The following is a 22,692-nucleotide window of genomic DNA, read 5'->3' as shown; positions in this document are numbered from 1 at the left end:
AGAGTAATACCACATAGAGAGTAAAAAAAGAGCTGTCCGAATAGCCGAATTCGACTTTTGGGAACAGCTCTTCTAGATATTATAAAACTTTTTTCACTTCTTGGTATTCTTCCTCTGAAAAAACCCGCGAGCGTGTGATGAAATGTTGGTCTTCCACGCTATCAAGTGAGAAATCCGGGCCTCGTCCTTCAGTTGCATCGATGATCAGTTGCGTGTGCTTCCAATAATCGTATTGGCTTTTATGCATGTAGAAGGGTACATCGCCAATCGCACCGAGATGGATGTCTGCATCCCCCAGTTGAAAATCTCCTTCTCTATAGCACATCGGAGAAGATCCATCACAACAGCCGCCGGATTGATAAAACATGATAGAGCCATGTATTTTTTTAATAGAGTCTATTAATGTAAGTGCTTCGTTCGTTGCAATAACACGTTCTACCATGTTTGATCGTATCCTTTCGATTTAGAAGAATCCTTGAGCGTCTTTAGCGTAGCTTACTAATAGACATTTTGTTTGTTGATAGTGATCAAGCATCATTAGGTGATTTTCACGGCCGATACCTGATAATTTGTATCCACCGAATGCTGCGCCAGCAGGATATTGGTGGTATGTGTTTGTCCAAACACGACCAGCTTCGATTCCACGACCAGCACGGTAAGCGATATCTCCGCTACGAGACCATACTCCAGCTCCTAAGCCGTAAAGAGTATCGTTTGCGATTTCCATTGCTTCATCGAAGTCTTTGAAAGTAGTAACAGCAAGAACTGGTCCAAAGATTTCTTCTTGGAAGATACGCATTTTATTGTTTCCTTTGAAAACAGTTGGTTTGATGTAGTTACCAGTTTCAAGTTCTCCATCAAATTTGTTTTCTTCTCCACCGATAAGTAATTCAGCGCCTTCTTCTTGTCCAAGCTTGATGTAAGAAAGGATTTTTTCTTTTTGTTGATTAGAAGCTTGAGCACCCATCATTACTTCAGTATCAAGTGGGTTACCAACTTTAATTTGTTTAACGCGTTCTAGTGCACGTTCCATGAATTTGTCATAGATTGATTCTTGGATAAGAGCACGTGAAGGACATGTACAGATTTCGCCTGAGTTCAATGCGAACATAACCATACCTTCGATTGCTTTATCTAGGTAAGCATCATCTTTATCCATTACATCTTCAAAGAATACGTTCGGTGATTTACCACCAAGTTCAAGTGTTACAGGGATGATGTTTTCAGTTGCATATTGCATGATTTGGCGACCAACTGCAGTTGAACCAGTGAAAGCAATTTTAGCAATACGTGGGTTCGTAGCAAGTGGTTTACCAACTTCGATACCGAAACCATTAACGATGTTAAGAACACCAGCAGGGATGATATCTTGAATTAATTCAACCAACACCATGATAGAAGCTGGAGTTTGTTCAGCTGGTTTCATGACGATACAGTTACCTGCAGCTAGAGCTGGAGCAATTTTCCAAACAGCCATTAGAATTGGGAAATTCCAAGGGATGATTTGTCCAACAACACCAAGTGGCTCTTGGAAGTGGTATGCTACTGTATCATTATCTATTTGAGTTGTGCGGCCTTCTTGAGAACGAATGGCACTTGCGAAGTAACGGAAGTGATCGATAGCCAATGGAATATCGGCATTCAATGTTTCACGTACTGCTTTACCGTTGTCCCAAGTTTCAGCAACAGCGATCATTTCTAAGTTTTCTTCTAAACGGTCAGCAATTTTGTTTAAAATGCGAGCGCGTTCAGCAGGAGTAGTTTTTCCCCAAGCAGCTTTTGCAGCATGTGCAGCATCTAATGCCAATTCGATATCTTCAACAGTAGAACGAGCAGCTTTTGTGAATACTTTACCAGTTACTGGTGATTTATTTTCGAAATATTGGCCTTTAACGGGTGCAACCCATTCTCCACCAATAAAGTTATCGTATTTTTCTTTGAATTGTACGACAGAACCTTCTGTATTAGGATTAGCATAAATCATAGTTGTATTTCTCCCCTTTAATTGGTTTAGAAAACTAACCCCGATGAACACGATTGCTTGAACAATGATAGGGAAATCATCCAGGTCTGCTTTCTATCTTTATAATCGTCTTTTTTCGACAAAAACACAAGCAATAAGAACTAGAAAAATAGATTACTAATAGCATTTTTGTAAAAATGTGGCTATTTTCGAAAGGGAATCGCCCTAATTATTCCATAATTTTCTCGATATTTCCTGTTCTTAGAAACTCTGAAAAAAGAAAGTTATTTCGGAATATTTCCTATTATTCTTTTAAATGATAGTGGCCGATTAATTCTCCGAAGGGACTGTCCATTGACGATTAAATCAGAGCCATCTAACTAGGAAAGCAAGGGGATTTCGGAAATAGTATCAGGAGCGTTAGTGATTTCATTGAATGACAAATCGATTGAGTAGTAACCAACCGTCCTTTCCCTTAGCATTTCTTATCTGGAAGAAACCATACGACAATAAGAAAACTTGAAGGTAATCGAACTACCCATAAAGAATAACCAGTAAGTATCATGTGAATTTCTGCTTAATTAAAGGAAACAAAAAATACTTATACTGGATCAATACTTTTCTTATATAATGTTAAAGTGATTTGAAATGATTTTTTTACTTGAAGAATTATGATCGATCATACATATATAGGAGGGATACGGTATGAAGAAATTTGGATTTATCTTTTTAATGGTAATGATGGCGATGCTTGCAGCCTGCTCATCTGATGATGATAATGCATCGAAAAAAGATGAAGAGGGGGCATTGAAGGTCGATAAAGGCCTCCTAAACGTAGAAGTGACATTGCCTGCTTCATTCTTTGAAGGTGAGGACATCGATAGCGTCATTGCTGAAGCCAAAAAAGATGGTGTAAGTAAAGTGACGAAAAACGAGGACGGATCATTAACGTATAAAATGCCGAAGTCTAAGCATAAGGAAATGATGAAAGACTTAGAAAAGAATGCGGAAGAGACAATGGAAGAGATGAAGAATGGCAAAGATTATCCATCCATTAAAGAGGTCTCCCATAACAAGGCGTTTTCAAAGTTTACTTTAGAAGTGGATAAAGAAACATATGAGAATGGTTTCGACGGTTTTGCCGCCATGGGACTAGGGATAACTGGCATGTACTATCAAGTTTTTAATGGAGCAAGCCCGGATGAGTATAAAGTTACGATATCGGTTAAAGATGCGGCGACTCAAAAAGTCTTTGACGAAGTCGTCTACCCGGATGATTTAGAGGGTGAGGAAGAGGTAGAGTAAACTTCCTGCGTGTTAAAAGTATGATATGAAGATAAGAGGCATGAGAGTACAGGAGAAATCCATACATCTCATGCCTTTTTACATGTACAAAGGCTAATATCCGTATTTTTATATGAGGTCACCTAATTGATGATTATTTTGATTATTCACTTTTTAGTCAATATCAGCTAAATGTTGGATTTGCAACAAGCCGATAAAATTGATGGTTTGTTTAGTTAATCAATCATTTTACACTAAGTTTCACAACAGTTGTTGTAAATTTAAAAGAATTAGAGGTAATTATTATGACTAAGGTGTTATTCATTACAGCAAATCCAAATGATGAAAATCGTTCGGCTAGTATGGCAGCAGGAAAAGCATTTATTGAAACATATAAAGATACAAACCCAACGGATGAAATCGTGACCGTGGATTTATTTAAGGAAGAAATTCCAAATTTGGACGCAGATGTTTTCAGTGGTTGGGGAAAACTTCGTGCAGGACAGCCAATGGACGCTCTTTCAACTGAGGAATTAGCGAAAGTTAGTCGCTTAAACGAAATTCTCGATCAATTTGTTTCAGCAGATAAAATGATATTCGTAACGCCGTTATGGAATTACTTATTCCCAGCAGTTCTGAAAGCATACATTGATGCCGTAGCTGTACCTGGTAAAACGTTTAAATATACAGAAAAAGGTTCTGAAGGCTTACTTCAAGGTAAGAAAGTGCTTCACATTCAAGCCCGTGGTGATTTTTATTCAGAAGGTCACCCTTTAGCACATTTAGAGCTTGGCAATCGCTATTTAAAACAATTGATGGCGATCATGGGTATTACTGAATTTGAAGGTTTATTTATTGAAGGACATGATGCAATGCGAACTAAAGCTGAGGAAATTAAAGCAGCAGGCATCGAGCGTGCGAAGCAATTAGCCCAAACCTTCTAATCGTCTATTATCTTTATATTGCAATTCGTGGTTCATATGAATGGACCACGAATTGCTTATTTTTTTTCTGGGAATTCTTCTGTTATAATCGGGTCATTCAATTCATCCAACAAGTGTTAGAAATTATAGTGTTTTGAGAAGGTGGGTACGAATGAAAAAACAAGATCCACGAATCCAACGGACAAGGCAAAGTATCATGAATGGTTTTATGAGACTGATTAAACAAAAGGAATTTAGTGATATTACCATTGCTGATATTACACAAGAAGCAGAGATTAACCGTTCAACGTTTTACTATCATTTTATGGATAAATACGATTTAATCGATGAGATTCAAAGAGAAGTTCTTACGAAAGAAATTTTTAAAGAAGTAGCATTACAAGAAGTCATCGATGAACAAACGATTATTATGTCGCTACAGGCTATTATGAGTTCTCAAATAGATTTATCCCTACAATGTCAACATGCTCTTGAAGAATTTAAATCGAAAATGGACCATGAAATTAAACAACGATTGACGGAAACTTTACAAGCCTTATTAGATAAAGAGTATGGTGTGAAGGAAGAACATTATTTACTTGCTACATTTTGGAGTTGGGGCATTTATGGTGTTGCAATGGCATGTGTAGAGGGGAAAGAAACTTTGCATACGGCGGTAAACCGTTTGACAACTATGATTTTAGGCTAGTGTGAAGGTCACCCATATAGAACGGGTTAAGAAAAGACAGAGGAAATCAAAAGATTCTTCAAGCCATTATTCACCGGATTTTCTCTTATGATGTTTTCTGATACAAAAAGAACTGTCCATGTCATGATGGGCAGTTCTTTTTGCATCATTCATAATTCCTTTCAATTACGAAATGGGAACGGTCTCCCCTGAAGTAGGTTTTGGAGTATTCGATGACGCTCTGGTCGGCCTCGTACGTATGGGTTTCAAGCGAGAAACAGGGAGATCCATTGGGAATTTCCAGTTTTTCTGCAATGGACTCGTCGGCTAGGGCCAGTTCCAGATGTTCGATGGTCTTCAGGACTTTGAGATTAAACTGGTTTTTAAGCAGTCGGAAAAGGGATGTTTCACAGGCCTTCATATCAAGACCGGGTGTTTTATGCCACGGTAGGTAGGCGACTTCGTATTGAAGGGGGACGGAATCTACATAACGCACCCGAACGAGTTTATTGATGGGATCACCAATATCAAGGTCGAATCGTTTGGCAAGGGATGCGTTTGCTTCAATGACCGTTAAACCCAAGACCTTGGTGGAGGGGTTTTTGCCCTGCATCATCACCTGATCGGAAAAGTTTTCAACCGTGCTGGTAAGTGTTTGGCGTACTTTATTTTCTGAAACGAAGGTTCCCTTACCTTGAATCCGGTACACATACCCTTCCACGGTAAGTTGTTGGAGGGCTGTTCGGACGGTCGTCCTGCTCACTTCGAATGATTTACAGAATTCTGCTTCGGTCGGTAATTTAGTGTTTGGCTGATAATCCCCATTCTTTATCATTTGAACGATGGATTCCTTTACGGCAGAATGAAGGGCTGTCACTTTATTCGTGGTTTTCAACATGCTTCCTCCTAGACATTTTTCGCTACTTCTAGAGTATATCTTGTTACAACAAGAATCAACTATAAAGTTATTTGTAGTAACAAATTTAAAATTTGTATTGAAATTAGATATAAATGACTATACAATGGAATATATAGGTAATGACCAATGTTCCACTCAAAAAGGAGGAGATACATTCGTAAAAGGTGAAATAAGAAAAGGAAGCACCTATTTACATCAAAAATACAGAATATTTAGAAATGAAAAGGGGAGAAATCTATGAATATCTTATTATGTTGTTCTGCGGGAATGTCTACGAGTTTACTAGTGACGAAAATGGAGAAAAGTGCGAAGGAACAAGGCATAGATTGCCACATATGGGCAGTGTCTTCTACTGAGGTGGACAGAGAAATGGATAAGGCAGATGTTGTTTTACTAGGGCCACAGGTTAGGTTCCTGCTTTCTAAGATGAAGCAAGCAGGCACAGCAAAAGGCATTCCAGTCGATACAATCAATCCGATGTTCTATGGTTTGTGCAACGGGGAAGAAGTGCTCAAACAAGCTGTTACTTTGATAAAAGGAGAATAAGGATATGATGACTTTCATTGATAAGTACATTATGCCGGCTGCAGTCAAGTTGGGGAATAACCGACATCTGTTGGCCATTCGTGACACGTTGATTGGAATGATAGCGATTACAATTATCGGATCGTTCGCGGTTTTATTGAATAATCTAGGGCAAATCATCAAGCCATACGGAAGAATGATGGAAGCCATTTTCGGTCCTACCTGGACGACGCTTGGCAATGACATTTCATTCGGTACCTTTGCATTCATGACCATTTTTGCCGTTTTCGGTATATCTTATAAACTTGCTAAATCTTATGGAGACGATGGATTCGAGGCGATGCTCATTTCGGCGGCCTGTTTCTTCTTATTGCTTCCACAGATGGGATTGGTCTCGCTGACGGTTGATAACAAAGTCGTATCAGGCGAGGCAGCTGGCTTCATCAGTACCAATTACTTTAATGCAACCGCTCTCTTTACGGGAATTGCCGTTTCCCTTATTGCGACGGAGATTTTTGTAAGGCTTTCCAAACTCAAATTCTTGGTGATCAACATGCCGGAGGGTGTACCTCCTGCAGTAGGGCGCTCGTTTGCCAAATTGATTCCAGGCATGGCAACCATTTTCATCATCGGGGTGTTCGGATTGCTTTTCCGTATCGCAACGAATGGCCAGATCGTGAATGACTGGTTAAGTAAAGTGATTGTATCTCCGATGCAAGGGGCCGTGGATTCACTTCCATTTGCCATCCTTCTTGTCTTTTTCGTCCATATTTTATGGATGGTGGGATTGCACGGACCGAACATCCTTGGTGGAATCACGACACCGCTTTTTGAAAGTTCAGGCGTAAAGAATATTGATCTGTATGCAAAAGGTATTACAGATATGGACCAATACGGCGTCTTGGCCGGCTCATTTCTTGATGCTTTTGTTTATCTAGGTGGATCAGGCGGAACGATGGGCTTGATCATTGCGATGATCATAGCCGGTAGAAGGCGGTATAAACAGATGATTGGGCTTGGTGGGGCCCCGGGACTTTTCCAAATCAACGAACCGATTCTTTTCGGGCTTCCCATCGTATTGAATCCAATCTGGTTGGTTCCATTCGTTTTAGGACCTATCATTACTACAGTCATTTCGTACTTAGCGGTGAGCAGCGGTCTGGTCTTCCCAATTGTAGCCAAAATTCCATGGGTGACCCCGCCGATTGTCGGAGGATTCCTGGCGACAGGTGGCCATGTTTCGGGGGCTGTCCTGGCAGGAATCAATCTCGTCATTTCAACCGTAATCTACTTGCCATTCGTGTATGCCCAAGTGAAAATCGATTCGAAAAATAAAACGGAGCTTACTAAGGATTCGGAATCAGAATCAGTAAGTCTTTAAGAAAGAAGTGGGGAACATGGAAAAAGAAGAATTATATCAGTTATCCTTCCAACTTGTTTTACACAGTGGAAATGCACGGAGCTTTGCGATGGAAGCCTTGCAAGAAGCCAAGAAAAAAGATTTCGAAGCAGCCAGGCAGAAGATAGCGGAGGCGGAGACGGAATTATTGCAGGCGCATAAATTTCAGACCCAGTTGATTCATGCGGAAGCGGGTGGCGAGAAATTAGACATCCCGATTATCCTGATACACGCACAGGATCATTTGATGACGGCGATGACTTTGAAGGATTTGGCGGTTGAAATGATTGAGATGAGAGAAGAGTTTCTTGGAGCCAACAAGATCAAGGAGGGGACAGCGGAATGAGTAAGGGGTTGAAAATCGTTACGATAGGCGGAGGTTCAAGTTATACGCCGGAACTGATTGAAGGATTCATTAAATATTACAAGGAGCTTCCTGTAAGTGAAATCTGGCTCGTGGATATAGAGGCTGGCAAGGAAAAGCTTGAAATCGTCGGCGGGCTGGCAAGACGGATGGTGGAAAAAGCGGGAGTGCCGATCGATATTCACTTAACGCTTGACCGTAAGAAAGCTCTAGAGGGTGCCGACTATGTCACGACCCAATTACGGGTCGGGCAGCTGGCTGCAAGGGCACTTGATGAGAAAATTCCGCTGAAGCATGGGGTCATCGGTCAGGAAACGAATGGACCAGGCGGGTTGTTCAAAGCATTTCGGACGATTCCTGTCATTCTTGACATCGCCCGGGAGATGGAAGAGATTTGCCCGAATGCCTGGTTGATCAATTTCACGAACCCTGCCGGCATGGTTACGGAAGCGGTTCTGCGTCATAGCAACATCACTAAAATCGTCGGTTTATGCAATGTGCCGATCGGGATGGAACGCGGTGTCGCCGAGTTGATGAAGGTGGAACCGGACCGGGTGCGGATTGATTTCGCCGGATTGAACCATATGGTATACGGATTGGATGTATTCGTGGATGGAAAGAGCGTGAAAGAGGAAATCATCGATATGATTTCAGACCCGGATAAAGCGGTGACGATGAAGAATATCCATGCGATGGGATGGGAGCCGGAATTCCTTCGTGCATTGAACTTATTTCCTTGCCCATATCACAATTATTACTACAAAACGGGAGATATCCTGGCTCAAGAGCTGAAGGATGCAGAAAATGGGGAAACAAGGGCTGAGGTCGTACAAAAGCTGGAAACGGAACTATTTGAACTATATAAAGACGTCGATCTAGACATCAAGCCACCACAGCTTGAAGAACGGGGCGGCGCTTACTACAGTGACGCCGCGGTGCGGTTGATCCATTCCATGTATACGGATAAACGTGATATACAGGCGGTCAATACGATGAATTATGGTGCGATTGAAGGAATCCCGTACGATTCAGCCGTTGAAGTGAGCTGTGTGATTACGAAGGATGGTCCAAAACCGATCACGGTAGGTGAATTACCGGTAGCCGTTCGCGGACTCGTCCAGCAAATTAAGTCCTTTGAAAGGGTGGCTATCGAGGCTGCCGTAACAGGCAACTATGATACGGCCCTGCTTGCGATGACCATCAACCCACTAGTTCCAAGTGACCGGGTGGGGAAATTGATTCTGGATGAAATGCTCTTGGCGCATAAGGAGTTTTTGCCGCAGTTCTTCGAGAATAAGGAATTACAAGGAAGTTTTCATGATTGAAGTGCTGGTCAATGCTGATGATTTCGGGTTTTCGCGGGCTGTGAATTACGGCATATTGAATAGCCACAAAAATGGAATAGTCAATTCGGCGACCATGATGATGAATGCAAAAGCGACCGATCATGCCATCAGAATTGCCAAAGATCATCGCACGCTTAAGGTGGGCATCCATCTTGTCCTGACATGTGGACGGCCGCTGCTACATGATGTGCCTAGCCTTGTAGACAGAGAGGGAAACTTCAAAAAGCAAGATGAGGTATATGGGAACCCGGGTAGTATTTCCTTGGAAGAGTTGGAGAGGGAATGGTCTGCCCAGATTGATAAATTCATCGATTTGGGGATGATGCCGACCCATTTTGACAGTCATCATCATGTCCATGCGATCCCGGCCTTTTGGCCGGTCGTGAAAAAGCTTTCCGCCCATTATGGGCTACCAGTCCGAAAAGCGGGACCCCATTTTCAGGACATTGAAACAGTGACCGATACATTCCTTGACGATTTTTATGGGGAAAAGGCGGCCGTCGATTACTTTCAAACCCTTAACGAGCGGATTAGTGAGGGCAAAAGCGTGGAGGTCATGACCCACCCAGCCTACCTGGATGATGATTTGCTCCAGCATTCCTCCTACAATCAAGAAAGGCTCAAGGAAACGGCCATCTTGATGAAAGCCACATTGCCGGAAGGATTCATTCTCCGGTAATGATCGGTTCAGGAAGGCCCATTAAGACAAAAAAAGCAATCGGATCTCAGTTTTCACTGAGGTCCGATTGCTTTTTTTTATACTTCTTTAACCACTACGGGTTTAACTTCGGCAACTACCAGCTTCTTGAATGCGAGGCTGACAACCATCATCACGATAAAGTTCACAGCCAAGGCGATGATTCCGACATTCAGATCCTTCGCCGCTTGTGGCAAGGATGGGAACAGCGTGCCGATTGTCGATTGGCTGATAGTGATATAGGTGACGATGGCCAATCCACAGATGATACCCGCTATTGCCCCATATTTATTGATAAAGTTCTTCTTTTTCAGGCTGAATAACAGGGACGGGAATAGTTGTGTAATGAAGCTATATCCCATCAAGATCAAAGCAGACATCGTTTCTCCGCCGTTTAAGGTGAAGTAAACGGATATGAGTGCAATCACGGGAACGAGTAACTTGGCCAAACGTACCACATGCCGGTCTGATGCTCCAGGATGGAGTTCCTTATAGACATTTTTCGCAAGGAGCGTAGAGACGCTCATCAACAGCATCGATCCTGGTACTAATGCCGTCAACATGCCAGCTGCACCGATGACTCCTATAAACCATGGATCAAAGGTCTGTATCGCAAGGCGCAATAAGGAAAGGTCCGCATCGGCGCCTTCCAGTCCAGGCACTTTCAAAATAGCGGCAAATCCTACAAAAAAGACAAATAGTAACATGAGCGTATACAGTGGACTGATGATGGCATTTTTACGAAATGTTTTTCCGCTCCGGGCCGTATAGACGGCACTGAATACTTGGGGCCACATGTAAAAACCAAATACGAGCAAGATGACGGTCGAGATGAACCACGAAACGCTAAGACCTTGTTCGGGCAGCGTCAGGAAACCTGGTTTGGCGGCATTTATGGTTTCGAACATCGGTTGAAGACCACCAAAGTAATGAATTGGAAGATAAATGCCCAGGAATGCGATGATGACGATCATCATGATGTCCTTGATGACGGCTGTCCAGGCTGATCCGTGAATGCCTGAAATCATGACATAAATGGTCAGGCTGATAGCTCCAAGCCACACAGCGGTGGACATGGAAATGGCGCCATATGATGCTTCGGAAACAATGATCCCTAAGCCTTTGAGCTGTACGACGACGACCGGAATCATCGATACCACGCCGACAAGGGCAGCAAGAATCCCTAGAGTTGGGCTCTTGTATTTGCTTACGAAGAAATCGGATTGTGACATAAGCCGATTTTCTTTTGCATATTTCCAAATGGCCGGAAGTAGCCAATAGGATAATACATAAGACAAGGTAATATAAATGAGGACGTATAAAGCGGGCGCACCCTTTCCATAAGCCCAGCCGCTTCCTCCAAGGAAGGAGAAGGTTGTGTAAATTTCCCCTGCCATCAATAGAAAGACGAATATGGCACCAAAACCGCGGCCGCCCACCGTCCATTGTTCCAGGTTCATGTCTTTTCCTTTTGTCGAACGGATCCCAAGAAAAATCGATAAAAGTAAAAATGCTAAAATAATGATAAGAGCAATATTCATTCTTCTTCACCTTCCCGGTTCCTAGGATCCAACTTATACATGACGGCTAGAGTGACGGAAGTGAGCACGACCCACATCGCCATCCAAAACATATAAAAAGGCATCCCCAATACATAAGGTTCTACTTTATTAACAAAAGGAAGAAACCCTAATATGCCGATAAAAGGAACGAGTGTAAGAATATATAATACTTTCATGAAGCAACCCCTCCATTCTAAATATGTTTCACAGATTATGATGTTTTTCTAAAAAAATGTTTCCGTAATACCTAGTACCTTACACTAATTCAATAAAAAAATTAATAGTGTGGCAGAAAAAAATATTCGTCACGCTTCATTTTACTCTCTCATTTAATCACAGGAAAATGGGATAGGAAGGTAGACTTCCGTATCCCAAAATTCCTCGTTCATTTTTTTCGATAGTTATATATGACAACTAAAAGAATGAACCAAAGCGGTGTCAGCAATAATGACGGCCTGGTCGCCTCAGCAAACAGCATGACGATCAAGATGAAGACAAACAGCCCTAATATTACATAGTTGATGAAAGGTGTTAAGGGAGCCCTGAAAGTGGACGTAGCCCTTAAGTCCGGACGTTTTTTCGTATACCTGATATGGGAAATCAAGATGATGCTCCAGACCCATAGGAAGCAGATTGCACTAATCGTTGTCACGATGGTGAAAGCTTGCTCCGGTATGATTTTACTTAATAATGCCCCAATGGAGACGACGATGGTGGACGTAACCAATGCATTACTCGGAACAGCACGTTTATTTAATTTCTTAAGTTTAGCAGGTGCTTCGTTATTGTTGCTCAAGGTATAAAGCATGCGGCTTGTTGAAAACAATCCACTATTCCCGGCAGAAGCGGCAGATGTCAACACGACGAAATTGATAATCCCTGCAGCAACCGGAATCCCGATCAAGGCGAAGACCTCCACAAATGGGCTGCTTGCGGCATCGAGCTGTGTCCATGGATTGACGCAAAGGATGACGGTGATGGCACCGATATAGAAAAGCAATATCCGGACAGGGATCTTATTGATCGCTGACGGGATGTTTTTTTTCGGATTGGCGGTTTCGGCCGCTGTTACCCCAATGATTTCGACACCAACAAAGGAGAAGACGACTAGCTGTAGGGAAAGCAAAAAGCCGGATGCGCCGTTCGGGAACATGCCCCCATGACTCCAAAGGTTGTTGAGGGAAACGGTTCCTGTATCGGTTTGGAAACCAATGATGAGTAAGACAATTCCCACAACGATCAAGGCGACGATCGTGATGACTTTAATGAGGGAGAACCAGAACTCCAATTCTCCAAATAGCTTCACGGTCAACAAATTCAATCCTAGTAGAATCACCAAGCAGGCAAGTGCAGGGATCCATTGCGGAATGTCGAACCAATATTGCATATAGACCCCGACAGCGATAATATCGGCCATGGCCGTCATGATCCAACAGAACCAATAGGTCCAGCCAGTCACGAACCCAGCCCACGGTCCGATGTATTCCGTGGCGAATTCGGTGAATGAGGAATATCCCGCGTTGGACAACAGCAATTCCCCTAAAGCCCTCATGACGAAAAACAAGGCAATCCCGATAATCAGATACGAAAAGATAATGGAGGGTCCCGCCAACTGTATGGCTTTTCCGGATCCCAAAAATAACCCGGTCCCGATGGTTCCTCCTATGGCGATGAGTTGTACATGTCGATTTTTCAAATCCCTTTTCAATTCTTGTTTAGCCAATTTGTGCGCCCCCGTTGTTATAATTCTTGAATGTGAAGTACATGGTCCGTTGATTCCAATCGATCACCAGGGCAATGAATCTGTCCAGTTTAGTAGCGATTTCACTTCGTTTTTTTAGTGATGATTGAAAAAAGACAATAAAAAAAGAGATTGGAAGCTACCAATCTCGAAAGGTTAAAGAATAACAAATATTCGTTACTCTTCTGTCCTTTTGCCTGAGATTGTGAATCCTTCGGCGCTGCACGTGTGTACAGTCTCTCCAGAAGCTGCTCCTGCTATAGTGTGATCCATAGCATTCATCGCTTGCTTAGTATGTGGTTGTCAATAAATGGCCACTGTTAAAGATAAAATTCTTTTTAGCAACTCATTTACTCTTTTAAAATAATAATGGAATTCTATCACTATTTTGATTTTGGGTCAAAGGGATATATTGTAAATGTGGTGGGGGTGAATCTATATGCTAACTTTGATGCCAAGAAACGATGCGAACCCCGAATCAGTTTGATAAGGACATTTTTTCATAGTCCCTTTTAAGAATGGCCATGATGATTTCGTCCGAATATTTTCCGTTGAAGTATAAAGACTCTCGTAAAATCCCCTCTTTGATAAAGCCAACTTTTTCATAGGCTCTTATTCCACGTGAATTATGGCTGAATACTTCCAGTTGCAGACGATTTAAAGATAATTCTTCAAAAACAAATGCTAAAACAAGTCGGATAGCTTCTGTACCATACCCTTTGCCCGTTAATTCAATGGCATTCATCGAAATTCTAAATCCTGCCTTTTTGTCCTCTTCGTCCATATCAGAGATGGATAATTCCCCGATCATCCGATCGCTTTCGTTTAAGCAAATGGCTAGATCATGGCGTGATGGATCTTCACGTACATTCTTTATATGACATTGAAGCTGCTCTAAAGTGAATATAGATCTTGTTCCTGTCATATACCGTATCTCTTCATCCTTTGTATTTTCTAAAAGGATAGGTGCATCCGATTCTTTTAAATAGCGGAGATAGATTCTTTCTCCTATTAATTTCATTGTCTTTTCACCTCCGTCGATACTTACTATCAATAGTACATAGGATTTCTTCACCCGTATAGGGAAAGAACCATTACCAATCATGTCCTCCTATCCATTACTTCTAGACGGCCAAAAGTGTTTTTCCTAAAAGTACATTTGTATTTCTACGGAATATTTATTATTATAAGATAAGGAAATGCTTTTGTGGGTAGAGTACTTTAGGAAGCATTGTAAATCTATTAAATTACTTATCTTAAATAAGGATTAGAGAATCGTCATTTTATGCTTGTACATCTGGGGGAGTTATCATGTCAAATAAAGAATTAACTAGAGGGCTGGAGGCACGTCATATTCAGATGATTGCCTTGGGCGGTACGATCGGTGTTGGATTATTTATGGGATCTGCCAGCACAATTAAGTGGACCGGCCCCTCTGTTATGCTGGCGTATGCCATCGCGGGACTTTTTATCTTTTTTATCATGCGTTCGATGGGGGAAATGCTGTACCTGGAGCCTACTACGGGCTCATTCGCAACGTTTGCGAGTGATTATATCCATCCGTTGGCAGGATTTGTAACTGCTTGGAGCAACTGGTTCCTATGGGTGTTGGTCGGCATGTCTGAAATCATTGCCGTAGGATTATATATGAACTTTTGGTTCCCTGAACTGCCGGCTTGGATTCCTGGAGTGGTGGCCATGGTCATCCTTGGCGCCGCTAACCTCATTTCCGTCAAATCCTTCGGTGAATTCGAATTCTGGTTTGCACTGATCAAGATCGTTACCATCATCTTGATGATCATTGCCGGTCTAGGTCTTATCTTTTTCGGGATAGGGAATGGTGGAGAGGCAATTGGACTTTCCAACCTATGGGATAATGGCGGTTTCTTTACGGGGGGATGGAAAGGTTTCTTCTTTGCCCTTTCCCTTGTTGTGGCATCTTATCAAGGCGTTGAACTTATCGGGATCACTGCAGGTGAAGCAAAGGATCCGAAGAGGACCATTACAAAAGCGATTCAAACGATCATATGGCGCATATTAATCTTCTATATCGGCGCGATTTTTGTCATCGTCACGGTATTTCCTTGGAATCAACTTGATGAACTTGGAAGCCCGTTTGTATCGACCTTTGCCAAAATAGGCATTACCGCAGCCGCGGGCATCATCAACTTTGTCGTGATCACGGCGGCAATGTCAGGATGCAACAGTGGGATTTTCAGTGCAGGGCGCATGCTTTATACCCTTGCGTTGAACGGACAAGCCCCAAAAATCTTTGCAAAAGTATCGAAAAGCGGAGTGCCGGCCTATTGTACAATCGCTGTCATGCTGGGCTTGGCCATTGGCGTTGTCCTGAACTACCTGGCTCCACCGGAAATATTTCTGTATGTGTACAGTGCCAGTGTACTGCCAGGGATGATTCCATGGTTCGTGATTCTTATTAGTGAGCTTAGGTTCAGGAAGGTACGAGCTGAGGAAATGAAAAACCATCCATTCAAAATGCCTTTTGCTCCGTATACCAACTACGCAACGATTGCATTCTTACTATTGGTATTGGTCGGCATGTGGTTTAACCCGAGTACGCGACTTTCCTTGATTGTGGGCATCGTTTTCCTAGCAATCGTTGTAGCTTGTTACTATCTACTGAAAATGGATAAGCGGGTACCCTTAGACGTGAAGGCGAAAGAGGATGTATCTGCGTAATATAGAGTGTCGGAAAAAGTTATGCTTCGTGCATAGCTTTTTTTGTTTGACCGATATAGTGAGGGAATTGACCGATAAAAGTGGCCATTTGACCGATAAACCTCTTAAATGGACTGATAAAAATAGAATCAATCCAAAATTTATAAGTCGATATACCTGGAAATCTGATATAGTAAATATGGACTACTAAAATACTACAAAAAGGAAAGAAGGGGAAAAAATGAAAAGATTTATACTGTTTGTTATTAGTGTAATTATTGTTATTTCTTTTGTTACACCTACAGCTACAATAGCAGCGTCGAAGTCTACGTACTATACCGTAAGTGGAACGAATAACGTTTCACCTGGTGTTTATCAAGGAGTTCCAAATGGCAAAAGCAAAATTGTTTTAAAGGAAAAAATGTATACACTTAAAGAAACAGCTAAACCTCCAATGAAGATAGAGGATATGAATGTATTTTATGTAAAAGGCCGTTTAGCAAAAAAGAATGATGATCCTTGGGGTTTAAATACATTACCCATTCAAGAAGTAGAAAGTGTTGGTAATGACTTGTATATAGCAAAATTCTTATTCTCTGCTGCATACTATGGTAGTTGTGGCGGCGGTGGCGCTGATATTTTAGAAATTTATAAACGAAACAGTAAAGGGAAGCAAAGTAAAATTACAAACGATAAGGTGAGTAGTAATACCACTGATACATTTTCCATCAATGGTAAACACATTTACTATGCAAAAGTAGTAAATGAGGCATTGAGTAATTATACAATCGTTAAAGCAACGCTGGAAGGAAAGAAAAAACAGACACTAAAGAAAGGCGTCGATGATTTCTGGGTAAATGGAAAATCTATTTATTATATTGATAATAATGCTCTATATAAAATGGACCTTAATGGAAAGAACAATAAGAAACTATCTAAACTAAAAGCAAAGTTGTATGGCAATAGTGGTTGTGATGGCGGGAATTATTCTATTTCTAATAATGGATTATCTGTATCAGACTACTCAAGTGAGGCCCAATATTTTATAGATTATTCGACGGGTAATGTACAAAAATTAAAAGTGAATGTTGATATTCAAGATGTGGATGTAAAGAAAAAAAGGTTGGTTGCCACTACTTGGAATGGAGAAAATTATACGTATAATTTATATGATGTAAAAGGGAAGAAATTAAAAAAGATAAAGACAATGGATGACAGCATTAATTATCAATCAATCAAAATTGATGCAAAAAAAGGTGAATTTTATTATGTAAAAGGTACGAAACTTTATTTGATAAAGTACTAGTCTTTCTTAAAATGGTAGGATGATATTTTCAATTACTGCACTATTTTTATATACCTTGGAGGTTATTATGAAGAAAGTATTATCAACTGCTCTAGCTGTCAGCATCGCTTTAACTGCTACATTATCCACAAGTTCTGTTTCAGCAATGAACCCAACAATAGAACCTAAAATGATTAATCAATCACTCCCACAACAAGACGGATATAAAACACAAGCAAAACAGAAAACGTATTCGAATGCACTTTATAAAGATGCGAGAAAAGCAGAAGCGTACATAAATGACATAAGAAAGAAAACGGGATTACACCCAATGAAACTAAATCTTAAGGCAAGTAAAGCATCTCAGAATCATGCTAATTATTTAGCTTACAACGGGTATGAACTTGGTCATTACGAAACAAAGAAAGGCAAATACGCTACGGGAATGACGCCTGATGATAGAATAGAAAAAGTCGGTATACCCATGAATGAATCATTTACATCTGAAGTTATCGCGTATATGGGTGATGATTATAAAGAGAATATCAATGCGCTTTTGGACACCGCCTATCATAGGGGCGTTATATTAAGCCCACTGTTTCCTGAAATGGGGATTGGACAAAAGGACCTGGCATTCGTCATAAATCCAACATTAGGTGCATACACGGAGGATAAAGCAGAACTGGCTAAAGACTTTGTCTACCCATATAATGGTATGAAAAATGTACCTATAGGTTTTTATGGATTCGAAAACCCAAACCCTTTGGAACAATTCAAGGTCGATAAATCAGGTTACATCATCTCTTTCAATGGGAATACAACAGATGACGACGTGGTATTTGAAATGAAAGATAGTAAAGGAAATGTTCTCCCTTACTTCTATGACGTGGATGGAGGCACCATGTATTTCTACCCTAAAATAGAGTTGGCACACAATGAGAAATATACGTCAACCATGAAATATAAAAACGAAGCAACAGGGAAAGAGAAAACAAGAACATGGTCATTCACTACGAGAAAGGAAGTATTGGATTATGAGATGGAGGATAATGAAGCAAACCTTGTTATCAATGGGAAAGTTGTTCCTACAGCTGTTGAAGATTATTACACTAGACACACTGACTACAGTAAGCCTATTATAAAAAACGGTATTGCTTATATCAAGTCCGGATATATCTTTCCTCGACTGAACGGAACAGCGAGTTATAGTTCAAAAACAGGTAAGACAACAGTCAAGACGAAGTCTAAAACCATTATCTTTAAAACAGATTCCAAGAAGGCAACCGTTAACGGAAAGAATAAAACACTTAGTCAAGCACCAATTAAGGTTGGCGGAAAAGTATATGTGCCGATTAGTCTATTGAAAACAACCATGGGGATAAACGGAACGTATACTAAGAAGAAGAGAACAGTCTCTTTAACTGGGAAACTTGATACACCTTATAAGTACAGTAGTAAAATAAAGGTAGGGCAAGACTGAAATAATCATCAATCACCTTCATTTGATGTCTATACTTTTCTCACCTTTTATCCGTATATAGTTATAACCGGAGAAGTTACCGAACCCATGGTAACTTCTCTTTTTGCATTTACTGATAAACGATTAATCTATTTAAATATTGAAATAAAAGGAGATTATAAAAATGGTTTTAGATTTTGTAGCTGTAGATATAGAGACAACAGAATTTTCAAGACAATACGATAGTATTATATCAATTGGTGCTGTACATATTTATGATGGGAAGGTGGCTAATGAATTCTATGAACTCATCCATACTTCAAAAGCCATCACAAGTCAGATAAGACATATAACGGGTATTTCAAATCGTGACCTGATTGGAGCAAGAAACGCGGCAGAAGTATTAACTGACTTCATGGATTTCTTAGGCGAGCGAGCTTTTGTTGCCCATAATGCACAGTTTGACCAAGCTTCATAAAAGAGAAAGTCATGCATAAGGTGAATCGAGTCATGTTGAACCCTGTGGTATGTACTGTCAAAGAATCAAAAAAGGTATATAAAGACCTAGTCAATTATAAATTAAACACAGTAGCTACACACTTAGGCATACCAAATTTAAGGCACCATAATGCTCTAAATGATGCTAGGGTTTCAGCTGATATCTTGCTATGCATACTTGGCAGGGAACCTGTAGCCACACGAATAGACACTCCCATGGTGGACTTGTACCAGCGTATAACGAAACCATTTTCCAACGAATAACTATACACTGACTTTCACCCTCAACGAATGAACGGAAGAGGTGAAATCATGATACCGTAATAAAAGGGATTCTCACCCAAACAGATATTCGAACACTTTAACTGAGGAAGATACAAGCAATGACCCATTCGAATAGGAAATATGGAATAGTGGCTATTGTAGTAGATTACTATTCACTTTCTTTTTTATAGTTACCCTGTTGTGTTCAAACAATGGGGCAGATTATCATTTATTCTTAAATGAGACATGAATTACTTTGGATAAAAATAGTGATTTTTCAATTATATCTCCCATATTCTTACTTTAAATCTATTTATCTAGATTATAATAATAGAAGATGATACGTAAATCCTTACATCCATATCCACATTACTTTTTATACTGGTCGGTGGAAGCTTAAGAGAATAAATTCATAAATATCAAAAAGAAGGTGATTCGATTGAGAAAAGTGGAGAGAATTTTTAGCATTAATTCCTTGGTTAAGGAATTGTGGGAAAGCCAGCCGGATATGAGATTCTTTCAATTGTTGGATTGGATAGAATCGGAGTATTCGAAGCAAAATGATAGGTTTGGGCAACAGCATTTGTTCAAACGGGATTCTTATCAAGTCGAAGAGCCTTTTTCTTATATCGATTTATTTTATCTTGAGGACGAACAGTTAGAGAGTTTCTTGAAACGGTTCGTTGAGGAGAATAAGATTAGACAGGTGCTTGAGAAAGGTCAGGCGGAGAAGGGAAGTCAATATTGGCTTCAGCAATTCGTGAATAACAGGCAAGAGGATCTGAATGACCTCATCTTAATGAGTTCTCCTTCCTTATTGACTTTCCTAGATAAAGAGCGGTCCATACAGTGGAAGTCCCCATTACGGGAAACGGGTTACCAAGAATACAGAAATGAATTTTTGGAGCTTGAAAGTGTGAGACGGGGCAGAAGAATCGAGTTGGAGAAATACTGGCCAAGAATGGGACCGCAATGGGATGGATATGCTGCGGTGGCAGGGAAAGATGGCCAAAAAGGGTTCGTGTTAGTGGAAGCGAAAGCCCATGTCAAAGAGATGAAATCATCGATCCGGGCAAAGGATCTGGACAGTAGATTCCTGATAGAGAGTACCATGAAAGAAACGATGGAGGCGATGGGATCCCGGGCTCCTATAGAAATATGGCAAAATCGCTATTACCAGTTTGCCAATCGTTTGGCTTATTTATATATCTTGAATGAGAAGATGGGGATTCCAACGTGGCTTGTCCTCGTGAATTTTCTGAACGATGGCACGTATATTCCAACTGATTCTCTGAAGTGGGTCGAACATTATCAAAAAGTTTTTAGTGAGATGGACATTAAAGCTGAATCTAATCCATTATTTGACCGAATCGTCACGGTCTTTCCGAAATGTCATTGAAAGTGAGGGAGAGCATACACCATGGCTCTCCTATTTATAATGTATTGACAATAAAAGGAAGTTTACGTATATTATAATTAACCAGTGGTCAATAAGGAGGAAATCATGTCACCTAGAAAATCCGTAAAACAAGAACTAACACGGGCTATGATTATGGACGCAGCACGAGATCTCTTTGTGGCGAAAGGGTATCAGCATGTTTCCATGAGGCAGATTGCGAAAGAATTAGGGTACAGCCATGGCGCTCTTTACTATCATTTCAAGAATAAAGCGGAGTTGTTTTACGCGTTAGTGGAAGAACATTTCGCCATGCTCGATCAAAAACTGGATGATGTGATGCACCAAGCCATCCCAAATGGGGAAAAGCTAGAGAACATTCTTTTGGGCTTCATTGAATTCGGGCTGACCCATCAAAGCCATTATGAAATCATGTTTTTGATCAAGGACGAAGAAGTACAGAACTTCATCAATCAAGGGCCACACAAAACCTATGAAAAATTCGCCCAGATTATTTTCACTTTATGTGAGAACAAAGTTTCCATCCAGCATATTTACAGCATCTTTTTATCCTTGCATGGTTTTGTCACGCATTATTGCCGTCATGTCACGACGTATGAGGAAGTAAAGAATCTAGCTGTGTTGCACGTGAAATTTTTAACAAAATCAATTAGCTGATTTTTTTTACCACGTATTGACCAGTGGTTAAATAAAAGGGAGGGCGTCCATTATGAAAAAAGCATTGGTAGTAGGAGCTTCAGGAGGAATGGGGTATTCAATCGTCAAGGAATTATCAAACAGGGGGATCTCGGTGACGGCCTTTGCACGCACCCGCAGTAAGCTAGAAAAACTTTTCGGAAATGATTCGAATGTGACGATCCATACGGGAGATCTATTTCAAGTGGAGGATTTAGAAAGAGCAGCCCAAGGTGTTGACGTCATATTCCAATCAGCGAACATTCCCTATTCAGAATGGGATGAGAAGTTAGTGGTCATGATGTCCAATATTATGGAGGCGGCGAAAAAGAATGAAGCGAAACTTGCCTTTGTCGACAATATTTATGCCTATGGACGCAGTTCAGGGAAAAGCGTGACTGAAATGACGGTTAAACATCCCCACACGAAAAAAGGAAGCATCCGCCTGAATGTCGAAAACCTGATTAAGGAATCAAACATTCCTGCAATCATTGTTCACTTTCCTGATTTCTATGGTCCCAATGCGGAAAGTTCTTTACTGCATTATACGCTTGAGAATGTCATTAAAAATAAGAAAGCCAGTTATGTGGGCGACCAAAGCATTGCCAGGGAATTCATATACACCCCGGACGGAGCAAAAGCCATCGTTGAATTGTCCCTTAACGAAGAAGCGTACGGTCAGAACTGGAATATACCCGGTCATGAAGTGATTACTGGAAAAGAACTAATCAAGATCATTCGCGACATAACGGATTATCAAAAAGGAGTATCCACCATTTCAAAGAAGATGATTCAATTCTTGGGGATCTTCAACTCCCAGATGCGTGAAGCGGTCGAGATGTATTATTTGAATGAAGAACCGGTTGTGTTGAACGGGGAAAAATACGAAAGGCTGATTGGACCGCTGCCTCGGACTCCTTATCGTGAAGGGTTGATCGAGACGGTGGAGTATATGAAAAGCCATGGATGAAAAAAACACGGCGTAAGAACGCCGTGTCGGTAAT

23 protein-coding genes and 1 riboswitch are annotated in these 22,692 nt (G+C 40.9%); of the genes, 16 read left to right on the top strand and 7 right to left on the bottom strand.

What is annotated here, in order from left to right:
- Window positions 1-79: 79 nt before the first annotated feature.
- Both ACIQXR_RS09975 and exaC read right to left on the bottom strand, forming a co-directional pair.
- Window positions 80-442, bottom strand: a complete 363-nt coding sequence (locus ACIQXR_RS09975) for a DUF779 domain-containing protein (RefSeq protein ID WP_402871643.1) — start codon at window positions 440-442, stop codon at window positions 80-82.
- Between the two features lie 21 nt (window positions 443-463).
- Window positions 464-1,984, bottom strand: a complete 1,521-nt coding sequence (gene exaC / locus ACIQXR_RS09970) for an acetaldehyde dehydrogenase ExaC (RefSeq protein WP_402871640.1) — start codon at window positions 1,982-1,984, stop codon at window positions 464-466.
- A gap of 684 nt (window positions 1,985-2,668) precedes the next feature.
- On the opposite strand from exaC, the gene ACIQXR_RS09965 reads away from it, so the two are divergent.
- The 3 genes from ACIQXR_RS09965 to ACIQXR_RS09955 all read left to right on the top strand — a co-directional run bounded on the left by ACIQXR_RS09965 (window position 2,669) and on the right by ACIQXR_RS09955 (window position 4,879).
- A complete protein-coding gene (locus tag ACIQXR_RS09965; RefSeq protein ID WP_402959026.1) occupies window positions 2,669-3,268 on the top strand; it encodes a hypothetical protein in 600 nt (199 codons plus the stop codon).
- 284 nt (window positions 3,269-3,552) lie between these two features.
- On the top strand, window positions 3,553-4,191 hold the full coding sequence (locus tag ACIQXR_RS09960; RefSeq protein WP_403079908.1) for an FMN-dependent NADH-azoreductase: 639 nt from the start codon (window positions 3,553-3,555) through the stop codon (window positions 4,189-4,191).
- Window positions 4,192-4,342: 151 nt separating this feature from the next.
- A complete protein-coding gene (locus ACIQXR_RS09955; RefSeq protein ID WP_402959028.1) occupies window positions 4,343-4,879 on the top strand; it encodes a TetR/AcrR family transcriptional regulator in 537 nt (178 codons plus the stop codon).
- Window positions 4,880-5,024: 145 nt separating this feature from the next.
- Here the strand turns inward: ACIQXR_RS09955 and ACIQXR_RS09950 are convergent, their stop codons facing one another.
- Entirely contained in the window at window positions 5,025-5,753 is a 729-nt protein-coding gene (locus ACIQXR_RS09950; protein ID WP_402871628.1) for a GntR family transcriptional regulator, read from the bottom strand.
- A gap of 261 nt (window positions 5,754-6,014) precedes the next feature.
- Here ACIQXR_RS09950 and ACIQXR_RS09945 point away from each other — a divergent pair, with 261 nt between their 5' ends.
- Genes ACIQXR_RS09945 through chbG form a run of 5 tightly spaced genes read left to right on the top strand, consistent with a single transcriptional unit; the run spans window position 6,015 to window position 10,090 of the window.
- Window positions 6,015-6,323, top strand: coding sequence for a PTS sugar transporter subunit IIB (locus tag ACIQXR_RS09945; RefSeq protein WP_402988978.1), 309 nt, complete (start codon window positions 6,015-6,017; stop codon window positions 6,321-6,323).
- A gap of 4 nt (window positions 6,324-6,327) precedes the next feature.
- Window positions 6,328-7,683, top strand: a complete 1,356-nt coding sequence (locus ACIQXR_RS09940) for a PTS sugar transporter subunit IIC (protein ID WP_402871622.1) — start codon at window positions 6,328-6,330, stop codon at window positions 7,681-7,683.
- A 16-nt stretch (window positions 7,684-7,699) separates the two neighbouring features.
- Complete coding sequence (locus ACIQXR_RS09935) at window positions 7,700-8,047, top strand: PTS sugar transporter subunit IIA (RefSeq protein ID WP_402871619.1); 348 nt, start codon at window positions 7,700-7,702, stop codon at window positions 8,045-8,047.
- Window positions 8,044-9,390, top strand: a complete 1,347-nt coding sequence (locus ACIQXR_RS09930) for a 6-phospho-beta-glucosidase (protein ID WP_402871616.1) — start codon at window positions 8,044-8,046, stop codon at window positions 9,388-9,390. The genes ACIQXR_RS09935 and ACIQXR_RS09930 overlap by 4 nt, the downstream gene beginning before the upstream one ends.
- Window positions 9,383-10,090, top strand: coding sequence for a chitin disaccharide deacetylase (gene chbG, locus ACIQXR_RS09925; RefSeq protein WP_403079906.1), 708 nt, complete (start codon window positions 9,383-9,385; stop codon window positions 10,088-10,090). Before ACIQXR_RS09930 ends, chbG begins: the two co-directional genes overlap by 8 nt.
- A 77-nt stretch (window positions 10,091-10,167) precedes the next feature.
- Here chbG and ACIQXR_RS09920 read toward each other — a convergent pair whose 3' ends face one another.
- The 4 genes from ACIQXR_RS09920 to ACIQXR_RS09905 all read right to left on the bottom strand — a co-directional run bounded on the left by ACIQXR_RS09920 (window position 10,168) and on the right by ACIQXR_RS09905 (window position 14,432).
- Entirely contained in the window at window positions 10,168-11,649 is a 1,482-nt protein-coding gene (locus ACIQXR_RS09920) for a sodium:solute symporter family protein (protein WP_403079904.1), read from the bottom strand.
- The gene (locus ACIQXR_RS09915) at window positions 11,646-11,846 is read right to left on the bottom strand and encodes a DUF3311 domain-containing protein (protein WP_402871609.1); all 201 of its coding nucleotides are present in this window, start codon (window positions 11,844-11,846) and stop codon (window positions 11,646-11,648) included. The genes ACIQXR_RS09920 and ACIQXR_RS09915 overlap by 4 nt, the downstream gene beginning before the upstream one ends.
- 209 nt (window positions 11,847-12,055) lie before the next feature.
- Complete coding sequence (locus ACIQXR_RS09910; protein WP_403079902.1) at window positions 12,056-13,393, bottom strand: amino acid permease; 1,338 nt, start codon at window positions 13,391-13,393, stop codon at window positions 12,056-12,058.
- Between the two features lie 193 nt (window positions 13,394-13,586).
- Window positions 13,587-13,666: riboswitch (glycine riboswitch) on the bottom strand.
- A 223-nt stretch (window positions 13,667-13,889) separates the two neighbouring features.
- The gene (locus ACIQXR_RS09905) at window positions 13,890-14,432 is read right to left on the bottom strand and encodes a GNAT family N-acetyltransferase (RefSeq protein ID WP_402871603.1); all 543 of its coding nucleotides are present in this window, start codon (window positions 14,430-14,432) and stop codon (window positions 13,890-13,892) included.
- A 290-nt stretch (window positions 14,433-14,722) separates the two neighbouring features.
- On the opposite strand from ACIQXR_RS09905, the gene ACIQXR_RS09900 reads away from it, so the two are divergent.
- The 8 genes from ACIQXR_RS09900 to ACIQXR_RS09865 all read left to right on the top strand — a co-directional run bounded on the left by ACIQXR_RS09900 (window position 14,723) and on the right by ACIQXR_RS09865 (window position 22,658).
- The gene (locus tag ACIQXR_RS09900) at window positions 14,723-16,111 is read left to right on the top strand and encodes an amino acid permease (protein ID WP_402871600.1); all 1,389 of its coding nucleotides are present in this window, start codon (window positions 14,723-14,725) and stop codon (window positions 16,109-16,111) included.
- A gap of 220 nt (window positions 16,112-16,331) precedes the next feature.
- Window positions 16,332-17,396, top strand: coding sequence for a TolB-like translocation protein (locus ACIQXR_RS09895; protein WP_402871597.1), 1,065 nt, complete (start codon window positions 16,332-16,334; stop codon window positions 17,394-17,396).
- A 67-nt stretch (window positions 17,397-17,463) separates the two neighbouring features.
- Complete coding sequence (locus ACIQXR_RS09890; protein WP_402871594.1) at window positions 17,464-18,855, top strand: stalk domain-containing protein; 1,392 nt, start codon at window positions 17,464-17,466, stop codon at window positions 18,853-18,855.
- A gap of 163 nt (window positions 18,856-19,018) precedes the next feature.
- Complete coding sequence (locus ACIQXR_RS09885; RefSeq protein ID WP_402871591.1) at window positions 19,019-19,312, top strand: 3'-5' exonuclease; 294 nt, start codon at window positions 19,019-19,021, stop codon at window positions 19,310-19,312.
- A gap of 11 nt (window positions 19,313-19,323) precedes the next feature.
- Complete coding sequence (locus tag ACIQXR_RS09880; RefSeq protein WP_402871586.1) at window positions 19,324-19,596, top strand: exonuclease domain-containing protein; 273 nt, start codon at window positions 19,324-19,326, stop codon at window positions 19,594-19,596.
- A 439-nt stretch (window positions 19,597-20,035) separates the two neighbouring features.
- Window positions 20,036-20,995, top strand: a complete 960-nt coding sequence (locus tag ACIQXR_RS09875; protein WP_403079900.1) for a hypothetical protein — start codon at window positions 20,036-20,038, stop codon at window positions 20,993-20,995.
- Window positions 20,996-21,100: 105 nt separating this feature from the next.
- Window positions 21,101-21,670: a TetR/AcrR family transcriptional regulator gene (locus ACIQXR_RS09870; RefSeq protein WP_402871580.1), complete on the top strand. Its 570-nt coding sequence runs from the start codon at window positions 21,101-21,103 to the stop codon at window positions 21,668-21,670.
- A gap of 52 nt (window positions 21,671-21,722) precedes the next feature.
- Window positions 21,723-22,658: an SDR family NAD(P)-dependent oxidoreductase gene (locus tag ACIQXR_RS09865; protein ID WP_403079898.1), complete on the top strand. Its 936-nt coding sequence runs from the start codon at window positions 21,723-21,725 to the stop codon at window positions 22,656-22,658.
- Window positions 22,659-22,692: the final 34 nt, after the last annotated feature.

Source organism: Peribacillus sp. NPDC097224 (assembly GCF_044761985.1).
Taxonomy (GTDB): domain Bacteria; phylum Bacillota; class Bacilli; order Bacillales; family DSM-1321; genus Peribacillus.
The sequence above is the reverse complement of the archived record's forward strand: the minus strand, read 5'-3'. Positions and strand labels throughout refer to the sequence as shown.